This is a genomic window from Pleurocapsa sp. FMAR1, assembly GCF_963665995.1.
Classification (GTDB): Bacteria; Cyanobacteriota; Cyanobacteriia; order Cyanobacteriales; family Xenococcaceae; genus Waterburya.
Genome location: NZ_OY762512.1, coordinates 4,068,408 through 4,083,903 on the forward strand (window position 1 = coordinate 4,068,408; position 15,496 = coordinate 4,083,903).

The window sequence follows — 15,496 nt, forward strand, 5'->3', positions numbered from 1 at the left end:
TTTTAACAAGTTTGAACAAAAAAAACCTTTAATTTGATTTAACCACAGCTATGGCTTGGGCAATTGCTGCTTCTAAATTGCTAGACAAATACATAGTCTCGGTAATTTTTATATCTTTTAGATTGTCTTTATTTAATAATCGTAAGATAAACTGAGGTTGAGGGTCGAGTTCAACTGGTGTTAAAGATTTTGTCTGCTTGATAGATGTAGGCTTATTTGCTTGATCGCTTTCGGCTTTCGGCTGTTCATTAGCAGATGAGGCTGATTTAGCGATTGATTGGGCATAATTAGCGATCGCCTCAATAACTTCTCGACTGACCGCTTCTGTCTCCCAAATATTGACTAAAATAGCTTTTATGCCAGACACCGACTCCAGTTCGGCGAGAATTTCTGCTATTTGCTCTTGATATTTAGGGTTATTTTCTGTGCTGCTCAGGCTCTGGGCAATTAAAACACCACAGGCAGGAGAAACTTTATTTTGCTCAAGTAAGTCCCATGTCAATAACGCCAAATCAAAACTGTTGCAGATTATGGCAATTTTACCTGCGCTATTTTGCCAATCTAACCAACGCCATCTAGCCTGAGCAAAATCTTGGTTAAATTTTACAACATTATGTTGATTAGCTTGTATTTGATATTGAGAAAAATTCAAGGTTTCAACTATAGGTTGTCTTGCCAGCGCGTGATCGTTAATCGTAATTTTTCCATCTAGTGCCATCAACTCTCCTTTGCTATTAACTCCCAAAGGATTGATTTCAATTAAATCTAGATCTTTTTCGACAAACAAGCGATACATTTTGGCAATAATCTCGCTAACAGAGCAAATTAATTGACCTGATAGTCCCATATTGGCAGCTAGGCGACGGGCATAGAATATAGAAAATTCTGACTCGACTACTACCTGCTGTAAATTAGCCAACAATGAATCTACATTCATGCCTCCTAATGCCGAACCAAGCAGCACAGGGCGTTGTAAATCATAGTCGAGAACTATTGCCAGCAAAAACTCTCTCTCGGCATTATAGTGAGCTTCTGCTAAAATAAATTCAGGGTATTCATTTAAAATAGACAAATTAAAGATAATCCTAGCCGCCGCGATCGCATCAATAGTATTAGCAGCAAAACGGACACCTCCCGCTTTGCCTCTCCCTCCCGACCTAACTTGAGACTTCAAAACGACTGGATAAGGAATTTGCAGTTGCTTAATTTTTCTAGAATCTTTGATAGTCTGAGAAGGTAGAATAGGAATACCCACCATCTTAAACAATTCTTTAGCCTGATATTCTAGTAGTTCCATATCCTAATTGTAAATTGGTAATTTGTAAACTAGATTTGGGTTAAAAACAGCATTTAGAAATTAGTATCTTAAATTAATTTCTCTTACTTAACCCTTGTTTAAGGTAGCTAATTCGTTATTCTCAAGTTATTTTGTTACCTTATGTTTACATTATTAAGTTATTTGCCTCTAATCTTGAAAATTTAGTCAAGAAGCAACTATGATAAGTACTGCTTAAAAGTTAGACTTGATGTAGATATAAACGACTACTTAAAAACAGCAAGTATGATGATTATGTCGAGGCTTTCGACCAGCATTTTACACTTGTATTCTAGTATCGCCTAAAGTTTGTTGCTTTGGCTGCGGTTACTGTTAGTTTACAACTCCCAACTAGATAAATTCATAATTCAACTATGCCCTACAAATATCACGAACTATTTTTTTACTCAGCGAGAAGCGTAATATTAGCAATTTAATCATCAAGTATTCAAGTATCTCGGAAAAAATACTGTTCGACTCATGACAGCTATGGCAAAATTTTATAACGATGGAAGGGGAATGGAAAAAGTTGTAATTATCATCAATGCCGACGTTAGTGAACAAGGAAAGCTAATTGCAGCGTCGCCAGTAACGCAAAAAATGGTTGAAGCCTTACAGCGAAGTATCGCCGAAAATTCTTCATCAACGGAGGTGGAGATTGTTTCGGCGGCAACTCTTTGGTCTAAAAACTCTAACTCTAAAGTTATTAAGAAAAATAGGGATTCAGAGACAATTTACTGCCCTTTAACCATTCAAGTGCCAGAATATTTCGATTTTGCTCAAAAGCAAATATATTCTGCCTGTAAAGACGTTAATGCTAGAAGACGTTGGGTAGAAACAAATTTAGGCTTTAAAACAAGCGTAGGTGATTCTTGGTTAGGACATTTATGGCTACCAATAATTCTATCTGATGAACTTGTATATGCAGAGATAATTGGTGAAGGCTCTATGCCCAATTCTTATGAGCAGCCTGTGGCAATACCAAGTCGCCAGCTTAAATCTCTTCATAGTTTAGCCGAAAAATTATTAGAAAATTTAGATGCGCCACCAGCAACCTACCTACTTCAGTTTAGTCTGTACAATGGGGAGATTGTGTTTGATAGACTATGGCCCTTCCCTGCTGCACCTGCTCTAATAACCCTTAAAACCCAACAGCCCGATCTGTTTACTTGTCATTGGCAGTGTTTGACGAAACAACCCATAAAAGATATTAGTATTTCAGATCCTATGCCAATTTAATAAGGATGATGGATGAGGAAATAAAATATTGCTGCCTTCTCAGTTCCTCATCCTCTATCTCTTATCATTTTAGAGCGTCTAATATCAAGCCACTGTTGCAAAATTATTGCTGCTGCGTGGCGGTCGATCGCGCCTTTATTACGGGTTGAGAATTTTTTCTGTGCCTTGAGTTGCGCCTCTGCTTCGACAGAGGTTAGACGCTCATCAACATATTCAATCGGCAACTGGAGAATATTGCCTATTTGGTCAGCGAATTTTTGAACCTGTTTTGCTTGTGAGCCAATATGTCCCTCTAAAGTGTAGGGCATACCGACAACCAATGTTTCAACTTCTCTCTCTTTAATTATTTCTTTTAATTGCTGAATATCTTCAGCCAGAGAAGTTCGATAAATAGTAGTTAGACCAGTAGCAATCAAGCCTGTGCCATCACAACCAGCTACTCCCATACGCTTTTTACCAACATCCAACCCCAAAGCTGAAACTTTTTTCATGGTGACCAATAGTAATTATTAGAATCTGAGAGATTTATTTCAGTTTACGTAACTCAAAATTGATTATTATAAGGATTGCGAATCATTTAAGTTTACCAAACACGAGTGAAAGTTCCCCGACTTCATCCAGATACAATTGAAGAAGTACAGCAGCGAGTTGATATTGTTGATGTCATCTCAGAGCATATTGTTCTCCGCAAACGAGGCAAAGATTTTCTGGGTTTATGTCCTTTTCACAACGAAAAGACTCCTAGCTTTAGCGTTAGTCAGGACAAGCAGCTATATTATTGTTTTGGCTGTAGTGCTGGGGGAAATGCCTATAAGTTTTTGATGGAGATTGGCAAACAGTCTTTTGCCGAGGTTGTCTTAGATCTAGCACGTCGCTATCAGGTAGAAGTTAAAACAGTTGAGCCTGAGCAAAGACAAGAAATTCAGCGTCAGCTAGGTATTAGAGAAGAACTATATCGAATCTTGGCAGTCACGTCCAGCTTTTATCAACACGCTCTCCATCAGTCTTTTGGAGAATTTGCACTTAATTATTTGCGTCATCAAAGACAGATAGAAGACGCAACTATCAGTAAGTTTCAACTAGGTTATGCGCCTGCGGGTTGGGAAACCCTTTATCGATATTTAGTTGAGCAAAAACGCTATCCTGTTAATTTTGTTGAACAAGCAGGATTAATTAAACCCCGTAAAACAGGTGGCGGGTATTACGATGTATTTCGCGATCGCCTAATGATTCCCATTATGGACATCCAGGGCAGAATTATCGGCTTTGGTAGTCGGAGTCTGAAGGAAGAAGATCAGCCAAAATATCTTAACTCTCCCCAAACACCTCTATTTGATAAAAGTAAAACTTTGTTTGCCTTAGATCGGGCTAAGACTCATATCAGCCAAGCTGACTGTGCAGTGGTAGTAGAAGGCTATTTTGATGCGATCGCACTTCACGAAGCAGGTATTGGTAATGTGGTGGCATCTTTGGGTACAGCCTTTACTCAAAATCAGCTTAAGCAGCTACTGCGCTTTACTCCTTCTAAACAGGTAATTCTTAACTTTGATGCGGATGATGCTGGCAAAAAAGCTACAGAAAGAGCGATCGCTGAAGTCGAAGATTTAGTCTATGGCGGAGTAGTACAGCTACGTATTCTCAATCTTCCTGGTGGCAAAGATGCGGATGAATTTGTTAAAAGCAGGGAAGATGGCGCAGTATTATATTATCAGGCTTTAGAAGCTGCCCCCTTATGGTTGGATTGGCTAATTAGCCGCTTAACGGCAGACAAAAGCATGAAGGCTGCCGATCAGTTTCAACAAGTAGCAGCAGCAATGATCGTGCTGTTAAATAAATTACAGGATGCAAATCAACGCAACCATTACTTAACTCAATGTGCCGAACTTCTTAGTCAGGGAGATGCCAGACTAGTTTTACAAAATCTGGCTACCCTCAAGTCACAAATCAAATCGCCTCGTCCTAGATATCAGAGAAATTTTACTAAGCAGCAGAAAAATAATTCTGACTCAGCTAAACCAGCTTTTGCGATCGCCAGTCATCCTGAAAGTGAACTATTAGAACAAGCAGAAACTTTATTGCTGAGGATTTATATTCATTATTCTCGATATCGAGAGCAGATTATTGAGCAGCTAGAAAGCAAAGACTTATTATTTAGCATTGCTGTTCATCGGTTTTTATGGCAACAAATTATCGCCATTGAAGATAATTTACCTCGTCCATCATTAGAGAATGCTAATCCACTATTAAGTGAATTACATAACCGTAGTTTAGATTTTCCTAAAAAAATGAATACAGTGACAAAACTGTTTCATTTAGATGAAAAAACCCAAGAAGATGTTTTTCGGGCAGATATAAGAGTAGCAGAAGCGATCGCTTCTCTAGAACAGGTAAACTACCAAAAGCGTCAGATCTACTGTGCAGAACAGCTACAGAATCTCGATCCTGCTACAGATTTAAAGCTAATGAAATATCATTACCAAGAAATTCAAACCGCCGTCGAAAAAATTAGACAACTAGAACAAATACGCTTGGCTTTCTCTCAAGATCCCATTACTCAGTAGATCTTTTACATAATTTAATTATGCAATACACTTTAATTAATGAGAATTGGTTAAGGGGGGTAAAATAAATGAGGTAGCTTGTTGAATAGCTTTAGAACGTTCTCGGTAAGGAACTTTCCCTTGGGGCGAGGTAACATATTGCTCGATAAATTTTAATAAATCGGGTGCAGATTCTATAGGTGCAAGTCGATCCAAAACAAAGGTCAGCTTATCATTAGCAGCTAAAGTAACGGCACAGGAACGGCGACAAGCTGCCATACAGGATACGGGTTGGATAGTAATGCGATCGCTCCAGTCACAATTATCCAAACCTTTTTGCAGTTCTTCGATCAGGTGTTGTCCTCCCGACAGTCCGTGTTTCTTTTTTTGAGTCTCGGAAAAGCGACACAGGCTACAAACTAATAATGTATGTTCAGTCATGGTGATTTCAAAAAAATAGGTGAATTAAAATAAGGAAAAAAGAACGACAACTCGATTAATAATAAGAATCAAATTGAGAGCGAATCGGCATCAAAAACTATGCGGTATGAAGTAGATTGCTAACCTAAATCAACTACAATCTCATACCCTATTTACTGGTTGATCATTTATTAGGTTTTACCCAAGCAGATTTATTCTGTATAGCGATTGAAACACTATTTTCTGATAGCTCTTGGCTTGACTTTTAGCAATTAGAATAATCAATTTAGTTGCTAATGTTGCCAGCAAAACAGCTTGAGTAATAATCAATTTACTCAAAATATTGCTATTGGGAATCGCGCTTAAAATCTTGGTAAAACTGCGTTTAATAATTACTCTGTGGGCTGCCGTAACGTGGTGGGCAATATTCCAAACAGATAATAAATAGTTGTTGAAACTAGAAAGTGTTTAAACATCTGTACCTCGCAGATTAGTTTGTTCATGTAGTGTTAGCATCGGCGGGCATTCTGACTTAGAGAGTTTTAATCTTCTCGTTACAGTTGCGGAACAGCGTTGGATTTACACCAATCTTTCCCCATTACTTCTAATGGCTGATTTTCATTAGAACCGAATAATGTTTAAGGTATCATATTATTATTTTCTTAGCAATAATTGTTAGTAATTAAGCTCAATTTTTTCACTAAGTATCTTTGTTTATAGTTAAAGCAATCTTTTTACTTAAACTTTCTACATAGAATAAAGTTGATACATTTATCGCACTGAGTTAACCTGACTTTAGCTCTTATTTCATTACATTGCTGATATATACCATCCAAAATAGTTAAATGTAATTCTTGGCATTCTAAATTAGCAGTACGAATTTGCAAAACCTTACTTGCAAGAGGCGAAGATAAAAGTTCGCCATAAAAAATTGATAAATTTTCTTCTTGACTAACAGTGTTGATTCCAGTAATTCCTGGTAAATTGTATTCCTTTTTTTCGCCCTGAGTAGCAGATTCTAAGATTTTATAGTAAGGCGGTTCCCATAACTGAGGTGCTGTTGTAAACTCCATCGTGGTTAGGCACTGATTTTCGTTATCATACGCAGAGTGGGCAGCACCAAGCTTGTTAATAGATATTAAAGAAGAGTGTAATACTCTAATACCGAGGTCGTTTGCATAGTATGTTAGTTTTTGCTCGTTGGTTACTTCTTTATCTGAGTCTGTTGATAGCTCTTGATTATCAAATTGTTCACTGCATGAAACTACAGATAAACTCAAAAGACTAACAAGCCCAACATATGCTAATTTTTTCATGAACTTAGAAATCAATGCTTGTAGTTATCAAACACCGATTCTAACTTTTAAGCGTAAAATTGCACATCGATCAAAATATATTCAATTAAAGCAATACTTATAAGGAGTGTTTCGCGATCGCTCTTTAAAGTTTCTTCTTTGTTCCATCGAAAACAGGCTCTTGGTGCCGTTGAGAGTTCTGAGCCAAAATGCCGTACCTTGGTGCAAATACCATTGTCACAACAAATAGCACCGTCATTAGTACCACGATCGCTCCACCTGTAGATACGTCAAAATGATAGCTAAGATAAGTCCCACCTACACAAGAGAAGACACTGGTAGCGATAGAAATTCCTAGCATATGGTCAAAGCGATTGGTTAACAGGTAAGCTGTCGATCCTGGAGTTACCAGCATGGCAATAACTAAAATAATACCTGCGGTTTGTAGGGCAGTGACGATGGTAAGAGCCAGCACCGAAAGCAGGGTATAATACATAAGCTGGGTGTTAAGACCGATCGCTTTAGCGTGATTGGGGTCAAAACAAAACAGCAGCAGGTCTTTACGTCGTATCAAAATCACCACCAGAGTGATCGTACCTGCAATCAAAGTTTGAATGATGTCCTGTTGAGATATGCCCAAAACGTTGCCAAACAGAATATGAAATAGGTCAATATTACTAGGAATTTTTGTTACCAACACCAAACCAAGGGCAAAAAAGCCAGTAAACACTACGCCAATAACGGCATCTTCTTTAAGGCGAGTTTTTGATTTAATATAGCCAATCGCCACTGTAGCCCCAAATCCAAAGACAAACGCGCCGATAGCAAAGGGAATATTGAGGGCATATGCCACTACTACCCCTGGCACAACCGCATGGGAAACCGCATCTCCCATTAGTGACCAGCCCTTAAGGGTAATGTAGCAAGAAAGCACCGCACAGACTAAACCGACAAAAGCACTAACCCAGATAGCCTGAACTAAAAATCCATACTGCAAGGGTTCAATCAGCCAGTCTACCAGGGGAATATTGGCAGTTAAATTACTCATACCTTGCCTTTACTTCAGAATTATGAAACATCTGACGTAGGCTATTAACTGGTAAACCACCAAAGGTCATGGCTAAGTTTTCTTCGGTAAAGGTTTCTTCAGTTGTTCCAGACGCAAGAATAGTTTGATTGAGAAGAATAGTGCGATCGCAAAACGTGGAAATCGAAGCTAAATCGTGGGTGGATACTAAAATGGTGTGTCCTTCGTCCCGTAGCTGGATCAGCAGATCGATAATCCGTTTTTCTGTTTTAACATCTACTCCCGTAAAGGGTTCATCGAGTAAAATTACCTTACCTTCTTGAGCCAAAGCCCGCGCCAAAAAGGCTCGTTTTTTCTGACCTCCAGACAGTTCGCCGATTTGATGAGTGCGAAAATCAATCATACCCACTCGCTCTAAACTTTCCATCACCAGCCGACGATCTTTAGAACCAGGGATACGCAACAGGTTCATGTAGCCGTAACGTCCCATCATTACGACATCAAATACGCTCACGGGAAAATTCCAGTCCACTTCATCCGACTGAGGCACATACGCCATTAACTGTCGTTTTTGAGCTTTTTGCACGGGCAGACCAGCAACGCGAATTTGTCCTTGGCTGGGTTTTAAAAAACCCATGATGGATTTAAATAAGGTAGATTTGCCACTGCCGTTTGGCCCTACTAAAGCAGTGATAGAGCCTGGTTCTACAGTACAGTTAGCGTTATAAAGAGCTAATTTAGCATTGCTGTAGGTAACGCTGAGGTTATTGACGCTGATATCGAGTGTTTGAGTTGCAGATTGCATAATCTTTTAAATTGCTTACTTACTTACTTATTACTCCCTGCGGGGGGTACCCCTTGGCTACTTATTACTACCCGCCAGCAAACCATTACTAATAGTGCGGGCATCGTATTCGAGTAAATCTAAATAGGTGGGAACTGGCCCTTCTTCGGTGGAAAGGGAATCTACATAGAGGTTGCCCCCAAACCTTGCCCCTGTTGTTTTCGCAACCTGTTTTTGTCCTTCATTGTTGACGGTGCTTTCACAAAAAATAGTCGGCACATCGTTTGCTTTCACGGATTCAATTACGCCCTGTACCTGCTTGGGAGTAAACTGCTGTTCGGCATTGATAGGCCACATATAAATTTCTTTCATGCCATAGTCGCGAGTAAGATAAGAAAATGCCCCTTCGCAACTTACTAAATAGCGTTGGTTTTCGGGTACTTGCTGCAAGTCCGTTTCTAGCTCTTCATCAATGGCTTTTAGTTTTTGGCTATATGCCTTTGCATTGGCGTTGTAGGTATCTGCGTTCTCTGGATCTAGTTTCACAAATGCTTTACGAGTATTCTCGACGTAGACCAGCGCATTGCGAGGCGACATCCAGGCATGAGGATTGGGTTTGTCAGCATAAGAGCCTTCCGCAATGGGAATCGGCTTAATTCCTTCTGTCAGTACCACCGAGGGCACATCCTTCACGCTGCCTAAGAACTGCTCAAACCAGCGTTCCAGACCCAAGCCGTTGTAGAGAATCAGGTCAGAATCTTGGGCTTTTACTATGTCGCTAGGTGTAGGTTCGTAGCCGTGGATTTCTGCGCCAACGCGAGTAATCGATTCCACAACCAGCTTGTCCCCTGCCACCTTTTGAGCCATGTCTGCTATGACAGTAAAAGTAGTAAGGACTTTCTTTTTAGCTTCGGTGTCTGCTGATGAAGTTTCCTCTGTCCCATTACAGCCAGCAATCCACATCCCTAGCGTTATGCTAAAGAATAAGATAATGCCTCGTCTCAAAATAATTTGTGCCATAGAAAAAAAAGTGAACCTGATTTCATCATCATATCACTTTTTTCATATTCTTCTCATAATTGAGTCGATAGCAACTATGTACTCCAGATAAAGCGATGAAGTGTGGTCTTTGCTGCACGGAAATGCTTTTTGATGTCGAACTCTTTAGGGGCAGATGCGAGAAAGGACTTGTCCGCATCTAGTACCCCTTTCTTACTCAATAGCCTCGCCCTCGGCAATAGCTCTATGAGGGAAACCCTCAAGACCGCTTTGCCTCGCAACGGCTTCTTGAAGCGATCGCCCAAATGACATCCTTGAAAAAAATGCCCCACAAAATTGTCGAACTAAATCCATTTCTAAGGTGGAGGTAGCAGAGAGTAAATTGGGATTAGAACGATGTTGACTAGAGATAAAGCGACGTTCTAGTTCTTCTCTAGCTTCTCTTTCTAGTAGTCCCGTATGTTCCTGGGCAAAAATGCGTCTGACATTACCCTTGGAGTAGAGGTTTTTATAAAAGTTTAGTTTTGCTGTTGTCTCCTCGTAATGTCCCGAACACTGAGACTGCAAACAAGACATTCCTTGCCATAAAGATAATTCTGTAGAAGCAGCGACAATAGAGTGATGGCAATTAGAACAGGATAAATTTTTAGTATCTATATCTATTGTGTATTGCTGCGGTTTCGATGCCCCAAACTTTAGCGTTTTTATTGGTATGGCGATCGCCCAAAAGACCAAACTCAACTAGAGTATTAAAAGTATGTTGATAAATAGCTGGTGCTTGTGCGCCAATTAAGGTAGCTTCTTGCATATCGAAGAAATTTTTAAACGCCCAATTCTCCCACCAAGTAGAGTTTTTAAGAATAACTGGTTCAAATTGCTGATGAGTTCTGGCTTCTATGGGATAACTCGGTTTAAGCGAAGCGGGTCCCATATTGGGCATGAATGTTGGTCTTTGTAAGAAAATATTGCCATCCTGTTCTATATATTGTTTGGTTGAAGGATGTAAGATTCCGCCTTTTTGCCTCATGTAATGAATAATGCCCAAGATGAATTGCTGTACTGTGCGATCGCTTATATGATGTAGTCCCAGTTCGTTTTGCAGTTTAATTAATACTTCTGCTGTGGCTTGGTGTAATTGTTCGACATTGACCCTTACAGCACAAGTACCAGTTTGTTCTAAAAAACCACCAAAAGAGGTTTTAAGACTTAGTTCGGAGATTATTTCCTAATCCAAACGGCGATCGCAATATTCTTTTAACTGTGGACTACATTTACCTAATTTCCTTAACTCTTCCCATTCATACAGCGACTCTAGATCCGAGGGAATAAAAGTCGCGACGTAATCTGTATCCGAACCTAATTGCGATCGCCAATATTGTTTAAATTCAGGAATGATTTCATCTAAGTTTTTGCCCTTACCTCGTTCGTCTAGATACTGTTTAATTGCGGTACGTAAAGTAGTCCTAAAAGTAAGGGCAGCAAAGAAACCAGCGCGATGGGCAGCATCCTGTACGGAGTCGGAGAAGGTAATTAGTTTTTTATCATCGTTATAGGTAGAAGCAAACAGAGTACCAATGGCAGCACTAGCCAAACTAGCAGCACGCGAACCTAAAATAGCTAGATTATTTTTTGCCTTATAAAACGGGCAATCATGACTAGATTCTCGCCATTTAGAACCGTTATTGCTTCTTTGCCGCACTATATTCGGTTCGATGACTAAGAGTAAGTTTTTTCCATTACAAGTATGACAGTGAGTAGCTTTAGGAATATTCAGCCTCAGACAGTCCTGACACAGTTTTCTTTCAATCCTTTCTTTTTCTTCGTGTTTTTCGTCATTTTTAGTTGGAAAGATAAAAGCAATCAGGGGATTACGATTAAAGAATGCCGTATAAAACGATCTAAGATCTCTACCAAGCTGCTGGTCATTATGATTGCGTCGTAAACTGCCCCAACCAGTAGCACCACATTCGCGACAGTGGATTACAGACAGAGTTTTGCCCGATTCTTCCGTAGTCAGATCGTCAGCAAAAGCTAGTGCAGGGCGATCGCTAATATTAGCTACCATGCGCCGTAACTCTCTCAGCCATAGCTGGATGCGGATATTTGCCCAAGGACGATTATTAATATCTCGTGCAATGGAAAATAATGCAGCCAAATTGGTAAGTAAAGCAATTTGATATTCTGTAGGGGCGAACAGCCGTTCGCCCCTAACATCAGGAAGACGCATTTTACGATTTAACTGCGCCCACAGAGTAGGTAAAGAAGTTGGTTTGCTATTCCACGCTGGCGGTGAGGGTTTCCCCGCATCTAAGGCTTTAGCCGCATCTGCGCGCGTCGACAGAAAGGCGCACTTCCGCATTTAGGCGCAAGGGAATGCTCGCCAAGACAACTTTGTCTTTTTCTAAGTCTGTCGAAAATCATATAGGTGCTATTTGGTATTTCATCCATCACTACAATTCATCATTACTTGTTTAGCACTACCTAAGAATCATTCTTTCATTGATAGCAATAAGCGAACAGCTTTAGGTGTGATGGAAGCTTTTTTAGGAATGAATAATCATGAATTAAATATTGCCGACAAGGATTTAGAGAATTTAGTATTAGATGTGACAAGCGATCGCACTAGCAAATTAAATCCTATTCAAATTCTACAAATAAATCTGATAAATCTTTAAGCTAAATAACCTAAAATCATTCCCGCCAGCAAGATAAAACCTAACCAGACATTTTGTTTTAAAACTTTGCCATAAACAGATCGAGGGATATTTGGCTGACGCAGTTTAAGATATTGCCATGTCCAGCCAGCCGTAGCCAAAGCCAAGCTAACCCAGAAAGCCAAACCTAAAGCTAGCACCAAGCCTAAGCAAGCCAACAAGCCTACTGTAATAGCATAAAAAATAGCGATCGCGCCTGGGGTATATTTACCAAAAAAGATAGCACTAGAATTGATGCCAACTTTTAAATCATCTTCTCGATCGGATAGGGCATAACCTGTATCAAAACCCATCGTCCAGGCTACGGTTGCACCCCAAAGTAACCAGGTAGCAGGTTCAATAGTTGCCGTTACAGCAGTCCAGCTAATTAACACTGCAAAACCCCAAGCTAAGGATAAAACTAACTGAGGAACAGGAAATACACGCTTTGCCAAAGGATAGAAAACAATCAAAGGAACAGCAGCTACACAGAGAATAAAGCTGAGAGGATTAAGATAAATGGCTAGTATGGCAGCACAGACTAAAGCAACCATAAAAATAGCAATTCCCACTTTTACTGACAGGGCGCGGGATGCTAAAGGGCGAGATTTTGTTCTAGCTACCTGGGTGTCAATATCTTTATCCCAGAGATCGTTAACTATACAACCTGCTGCACTAGTGGCTAAAGTACCTAAAATTATTACGCCCACCAAAAGAACAGGAGGTGTTCCTTTAGCAGCCAAAAATACACCCCACAGGGCAGGAATCATCAAAATTAGTCTTCCTGCTGGCTTATCCCAACGCAACAGACGTATTACCTTCTGCCAAGTTGGTTCGCTCTTAATTTGCTCCTGAGTCATATGTTTCTCAGTTCGGATTACGAGAATTGGACGGTTGAGATAGCTCTAGGCGATCGCCATTGACAACCAGATTCTGTTCAATAAACTTTTGACAGCGATTGTTTTCATCAGCTACAATCACCTTTGCCTGATGTCCACTACTCATAACCTTAGCGCGATCGCAATATTCATAGGCAATAATAATCAAGAGATCTCCAGGTTTACATAGCAAGGCTGCACCACCATTAGGGCAGATTTCTCCTGTACCTGCTTCTCCTGAGATCGCATAGGTAGACCAGCGTTTACCATTTTCTAGGTTAATTATATCTACTTCTTCTAAAGGCAGGATACCAACTTTGTCCATTAAGTCTCGATCGATAGTGATACTGCCAACATAATTTACATTAGCTTCTGTAACCCTGACGCGATGAAGCTTGCCGTGCATTAACTTAATTTGAGTCATCAATCTCCTTTTAACCCGCTCTTTTTATCATAGACTGCAAAGCCAGATTAGAAGTTATCCACAGATATTTTTCAAACCGCTAATTAATCGTTTAATTCCCGCTTCAGCAGTAGACAGTTGCAGACTACCATAAGCCACCCTGAGATAACAGCCATTTTCCATACCAAAAGTGCTACCAGGGATTACTGCTACCTGGTGTTTTTCGACTAGCTGCCTAACTAAATCTAAATCATTAAGATCGGTATTGATTTTCAAAAAGAAATAAAACGCGCCATCTCCAGTGGTAACGTTACAGATCTCTGGAATTGACTTTAGCTGTTTGGTAAAAATAGCTCTTACTTTGGCAATCTCTGGTAAATGTTGTTGACAATAGCTAATTCCTGTTTGCAATGCACCCAAGGCGGCATATTGAGAAACCACTGGAGGACAAATTAAATTGGTATCCTGTATTTTTTTTATTGGCATTAACAAGTGTTGAGGAATAACCATATAGCCGATGCGCCAGCTAGCGAAGCCATAGGCTTTGGAGAGGCTAAAAAGAGAAATAGTATGGGGACTATCTGTAAAAGCACCAGGAGAAGTATGCTTAACTCCGTCGTAGGTAAAGTATTCATAAGCCTCATCGCTAATGTGATAGATACCGCGATCGCGACAGAGATTATTTACTGCTTTTAAGCTTTGCTCAGTATATACTGCCCCCGTAGGATTATTGGGCGAAATAGTCACAATCGCCTTGGTTTTTGGTGTAACTGCTTTTGATATAGCCTCAATATCTAGCTGATATTGGGCATCGGTGCTAACTAATACGGGATGACAATTAGCCATGGTAATTGCCATCTCATGGTTAAAATAATAGGGAGTATTAAGGATAATCTCGTCTCCTGCCTTGGTAATCCCTAGGACTGCATTCATAAATGCCATATTGCTGCCAGCAGTCACGACAATGCAGTGTCGATCGCCAACTTTAATTTTGTTATCCTGAGCAAGTTTAGTCTCGATCGCTTCTATTAAGGGTTCAATTCCTGTGACGGCTTGGTATAGATGATTGCCTGGTTGAGCTAAAAATAATTGCAAAGATGCGATCGCCTTGGGTGGTGGCGGATAAGCAACTACGCCCTGTCCTAATGATATTGTGCCTGGATTGCGTCGAATTAATTCACTCACAAAAGGAATCAACGGTAGCTGTACCCGATCCATGCGCGAGTTGAAGTTTTGGCTGGTTAATGACATGGCAAGGTTAGTACTTTAAAAAGGTTCATCTACAAAATATTTTGACTGCCACGGCGATGATTTGGTTTAGCAAGCTAACTTATAATTTATCAATCGATTTAAGCTGACATTTTCATCTGCTGCTTGTATGGCCAACATACGATGAAGTTCAGGGGTTGTCCGAACCTGAAATTTACCGCTGTAGGTTTTCTCCGATATAGGAGCAGGAATTTTTTCACCGTTAGCTTCCATATCAACCACAATATCTTTGACTAAATTATTTATACCTGCGAGTGCTGCAATCTGATTTTCATCAAGATAAGACAAGCTAGGAAATTCTGAACATAGACCTACATATTCTCCATCTTCACTAGACCAGATAACTCTATAGCTATAGTGTTCGTAATTAACCATTTTTCATCTCCTCTATTTTTGAGATTGCTGCTAGAACCTGTTTTACTTGATAAGGTTTTGCACAACCATTCTTGCTTTGAATGTTGACACGGGGATCTCCGTGCCAGGGTGTTTTGTATACACAATGACTTGAGCCTGATTGTCTAGCATCACCAAAATAGCGATCGCAGACTTTAACTAAATCATTAAATTTAACGTTTTTGGGATTTTCCTTAAATTGGGCTACAAGTTTTTTAATTTGTGCCATGTAAATATATTA

General features: G+C 39.9%; 18 protein-coding genes and 1 riboswitch. Of the genes, 3 read left to right on the forward strand and 15 right to left on the reverse strand.

All coding sequences use genetic code 11. The features are described 5' to 3' along the window. Positions 1-28 precede the first annotated feature (28 nt). Positions 29-1,297 carry an ATP-grasp domain-containing protein gene (locus SLP02_RS19885; RefSeq protein ID WP_319422456.1) on the reverse strand — a complete coding sequence of 423 codons (1,269 nt, stop codon included), beginning with the start codon at positions 1,295-1,297 and terminating at the stop codon, positions 29-31. A 537-nt stretch (positions 1,298-1,834) separates the two neighbouring features. Here SLP02_RS19885 and SLP02_RS19890 point away from each other — a divergent pair. Further along, positions 1,835-2,554 (forward strand): hypothetical protein, encoded by a 720-nt coding sequence (locus SLP02_RS19890; protein ID WP_413467403.1) that lies wholly within the window; start codon positions 1,835-1,837, stop codon positions 2,552-2,554. Between the two features lie 47 nt (positions 2,555-2,601). Here SLP02_RS19890 and ruvX read toward each other — a convergent pair whose 3' ends face one another. Next, on the reverse strand, positions 2,602-3,045 hold the full coding sequence (gene ruvX / locus SLP02_RS19895) for a Holliday junction resolvase RuvX (RefSeq protein WP_319422458.1): 444 nt from the start codon (positions 3,043-3,045) through the stop codon (positions 2,602-2,604). 105 nt (positions 3,046-3,150) lie between these two features. Between ruvX and dnaG the strand changes: the two genes are divergently transcribed. Next, the gene (gene dnaG, locus SLP02_RS19900) at positions 3,151-5,115 is read left to right on the forward strand and encodes a DNA primase (protein WP_319422459.1); all 1,965 of its coding nucleotides are present in this window, start codon (positions 3,151-3,153) and stop codon (positions 5,113-5,115) included. A gap of 36 nt (positions 5,116-5,151) precedes the next feature. On the opposite strand, the gene SLP02_RS19905 is transcribed toward dnaG, so the two are convergent. The 8 genes from SLP02_RS19905 to SLP02_RS19940 all read right to left on the reverse strand — a co-directional run bounded on the left by SLP02_RS19905 (position 5,152) and on the right by SLP02_RS19940 (position 11,978). After that, a complete protein-coding gene (locus SLP02_RS19905) occupies positions 5,152-5,535 on the reverse strand; it encodes a DUF1636 domain-containing protein (RefSeq protein ID WP_319422460.1) in 384 nt (127 codons plus the stop codon). 478 nt (positions 5,536-6,013) lie between these two features. Beyond that, positions 6,014-6,161, reverse strand: a riboswitch (cobalamin riboswitch). A gap of 87 nt (positions 6,162-6,248) precedes the next feature. After that, positions 6,249-6,830, reverse strand: coding sequence for a hypothetical protein (locus tag SLP02_RS19910; protein ID WP_319422461.1), 582 nt, complete (start codon positions 6,828-6,830; stop codon positions 6,249-6,251). Between the two features lie 124 nt (positions 6,831-6,954). Then, positions 6,955-7,857 (reverse strand): metal ABC transporter permease, encoded by a 903-nt coding sequence (locus tag SLP02_RS19915; protein WP_319422462.1) that lies wholly within the window; start codon positions 7,855-7,857, stop codon positions 6,955-6,957. Then, complete coding sequence (locus tag SLP02_RS19920) at positions 7,850-8,641, reverse strand: metal ABC transporter ATP-binding protein (RefSeq protein ID WP_319422463.1); 792 nt, start codon at positions 8,639-8,641, stop codon at positions 7,850-7,852. The genes SLP02_RS19915 and SLP02_RS19920 overlap by 8 nt, the downstream gene beginning before the upstream one ends. 57 nt (positions 8,642-8,698) lie before the next feature. Continuing rightward, a complete protein-coding gene (locus SLP02_RS19925) occupies positions 8,699-9,640 on the reverse strand; it encodes a metal ABC transporter substrate-binding protein (RefSeq protein ID WP_319422464.1) in 942 nt (313 codons plus the stop codon). Positions 9,641-9,832: 192 nt separating this feature from the next. After that, entirely contained in the window at positions 9,833-10,360 is a 528-nt protein-coding gene (locus tag SLP02_RS19930; protein ID WP_319422465.1) for a hypothetical protein, read from the reverse strand. Then, entirely contained in the window at positions 10,266-10,664 is a 399-nt protein-coding gene (locus SLP02_RS19935; protein WP_319422466.1) for a hypothetical protein, read from the reverse strand. The genes SLP02_RS19930 and SLP02_RS19935 overlap by 95 nt, the downstream gene beginning before the upstream one ends. Before the next feature lie 180 nt (positions 10,665-10,844). Beyond that, positions 10,845-11,978 carry a hypothetical protein gene (locus SLP02_RS19940; protein ID WP_319422467.1) on the reverse strand — a complete coding sequence of 378 codons (1,134 nt, stop codon included), beginning with the start codon at positions 11,976-11,978 and terminating at the stop codon, positions 10,845-10,847. 172 nt (positions 11,979-12,150) lie between these two features. Here SLP02_RS19940 and SLP02_RS19950 point away from each other — a divergent pair, with 172 nt between their 5' ends. Next, positions 12,151-12,294, forward strand: coding sequence for a hypothetical protein (locus SLP02_RS19950; RefSeq protein WP_319422468.1), 144 nt, complete (start codon positions 12,151-12,153; stop codon positions 12,292-12,294). Here the strand turns inward: SLP02_RS19950 and SLP02_RS19955 are convergent. The 5 genes from SLP02_RS19955 to SLP02_RS19975 all read right to left on the reverse strand — a co-directional run bounded on the left by SLP02_RS19955 (position 12,291) and on the right by SLP02_RS19975 (position 15,484). Next, on the reverse strand, positions 12,291-13,172 hold the full coding sequence (locus SLP02_RS19955) for a 4-hydroxybenzoate solanesyltransferase (RefSeq protein ID WP_319422469.1): 882 nt from the start codon (positions 13,170-13,172) through the stop codon (positions 12,291-12,293). The genes SLP02_RS19950 and SLP02_RS19955 overlap by 4 nt on opposite strands. Positions 13,173-13,179: 7 nt before the next feature. Next, complete coding sequence (panD, locus tag SLP02_RS19960) at positions 13,180-13,614, reverse strand: aspartate 1-decarboxylase (RefSeq protein WP_319422470.1); 435 nt, start codon at positions 13,612-13,614, stop codon at positions 13,180-13,182. 54 nt (positions 13,615-13,668) lie between these two features. Continuing rightward, positions 13,669-14,844 (reverse strand): pyridoxal phosphate-dependent aminotransferase, encoded by a 1,176-nt coding sequence (locus SLP02_RS19965; protein WP_319422471.1) that lies wholly within the window; start codon positions 14,842-14,844, stop codon positions 13,669-13,671. Positions 14,845-14,910: 66 nt separating this feature from the next. Next, the gene (locus tag SLP02_RS19970) at positions 14,911-15,237 is read right to left on the reverse strand and encodes a type II toxin-antitoxin system HicB family antitoxin (RefSeq protein ID WP_319422472.1); all 327 of its coding nucleotides are present in this window, start codon (positions 15,235-15,237) and stop codon (positions 14,911-14,913) included. Continuing rightward, complete coding sequence (locus SLP02_RS19975; RefSeq protein WP_319422473.1) at positions 15,230-15,484, reverse strand: toxin HicA; 255 nt, start codon at positions 15,482-15,484, stop codon at positions 15,230-15,232. The genes SLP02_RS19970 and SLP02_RS19975 overlap by 8 nt, the downstream gene beginning before the upstream one ends. Positions 15,485-15,496 lie beyond the last annotated feature (12 nt).

Bases quoted from the DNA above. Each gene is read 5' to 3' on its own strand.
- SLP02_RS19905 (WP_319422460.1), bottom strand. From the start codon at position 5,535: ATGACTGAACATACATTATTAGTTTGTAGCCTGTGTCGCTTTTCCGAG.
- SLP02_RS19915 (WP_319422462.1), bottom strand. From the start codon at position 7,857: ATGAGTAATTTAACTGCCAATATTCCCCTGGTAGACTGGCTGATTGAA.
- panD (WP_319422470.1), bottom strand. From the start codon at position 13,614: ATGACTCAAATTAAGTTAATGCACGGCAAGCTTCATCGCGTCAGGGTT.
- SLP02_RS19910 (WP_319422461.1), bottom strand. From the start codon at position 6,830: ATGAAAAAATTAGCATATGTTGGGCTTGTTAGTCTTTTGAGTTTATCT.
- SLP02_RS19885 (WP_319422456.1), bottom strand. From the start codon at position 1,297: ATGGAACTACTAGAATATCAGGCTAAAGAATTGTTTAAGATGGTGGGT.
- SLP02_RS19950 (WP_319422468.1), top strand. From the start codon at position 12,151: ATGGAAGCTTTTTTAGGAATGAATAATCATGAATTAAATATTGCCGAC.
- SLP02_RS19890 (WP_413467403.1), top strand. From the start codon at position 1,835: ATGGAAAAAGTTGTAATTATCATCAATGCCGACGTTAGTGAACAAGGA.
- ruvX (WP_319422458.1), bottom strand. From the start codon at position 3,045: ATGAAAAAAGTTTCAGCTTTGGGGTTGGATGTTGGTAAAAAGCGTATG.
- SLP02_RS19970 (WP_319422472.1), bottom strand. From the start codon at position 15,237: ATGGTTAATTACGAACACTATAGCTATAGAGTTATCTGGTCTAGTGAA.
- SLP02_RS19975 (WP_319422473.1), bottom strand. From the start codon at position 15,484: ATGGCACAAATTAAAAAACTTGTAGCCCAATTTAAGGAAAATCCCAAA.
- SLP02_RS19965 (WP_319422471.1), bottom strand. From the start codon at position 14,844: ATGTCATTAACCAGCCAAAACTTCAACTCGCGCATGGATCGGGTACAG.
- SLP02_RS19925 (WP_319422464.1), bottom strand. From the start codon at position 9,640: ATGGCACAAATTATTTTGAGACGAGGCATTATCTTATTCTTTAGCATA.
- SLP02_RS19940 (WP_319422467.1), bottom strand. From the start codon at position 11,978: ATGCGGAAGTGCGCCTTTCTGTCGACGCGCGCAGATGCGGCTAAAGCC.
- SLP02_RS19920 (WP_319422463.1), bottom strand. From the start codon at position 8,641: ATGCAATCTGCAACTCAAACACTCGATATCAGCGTCAATAACCTCAGC.
- SLP02_RS19955 (WP_319422469.1), bottom strand. From the start codon at position 13,172: ATGACTCAGGAGCAAATTAAGAGCGAACCAACTTGGCAGAAGGTAATA.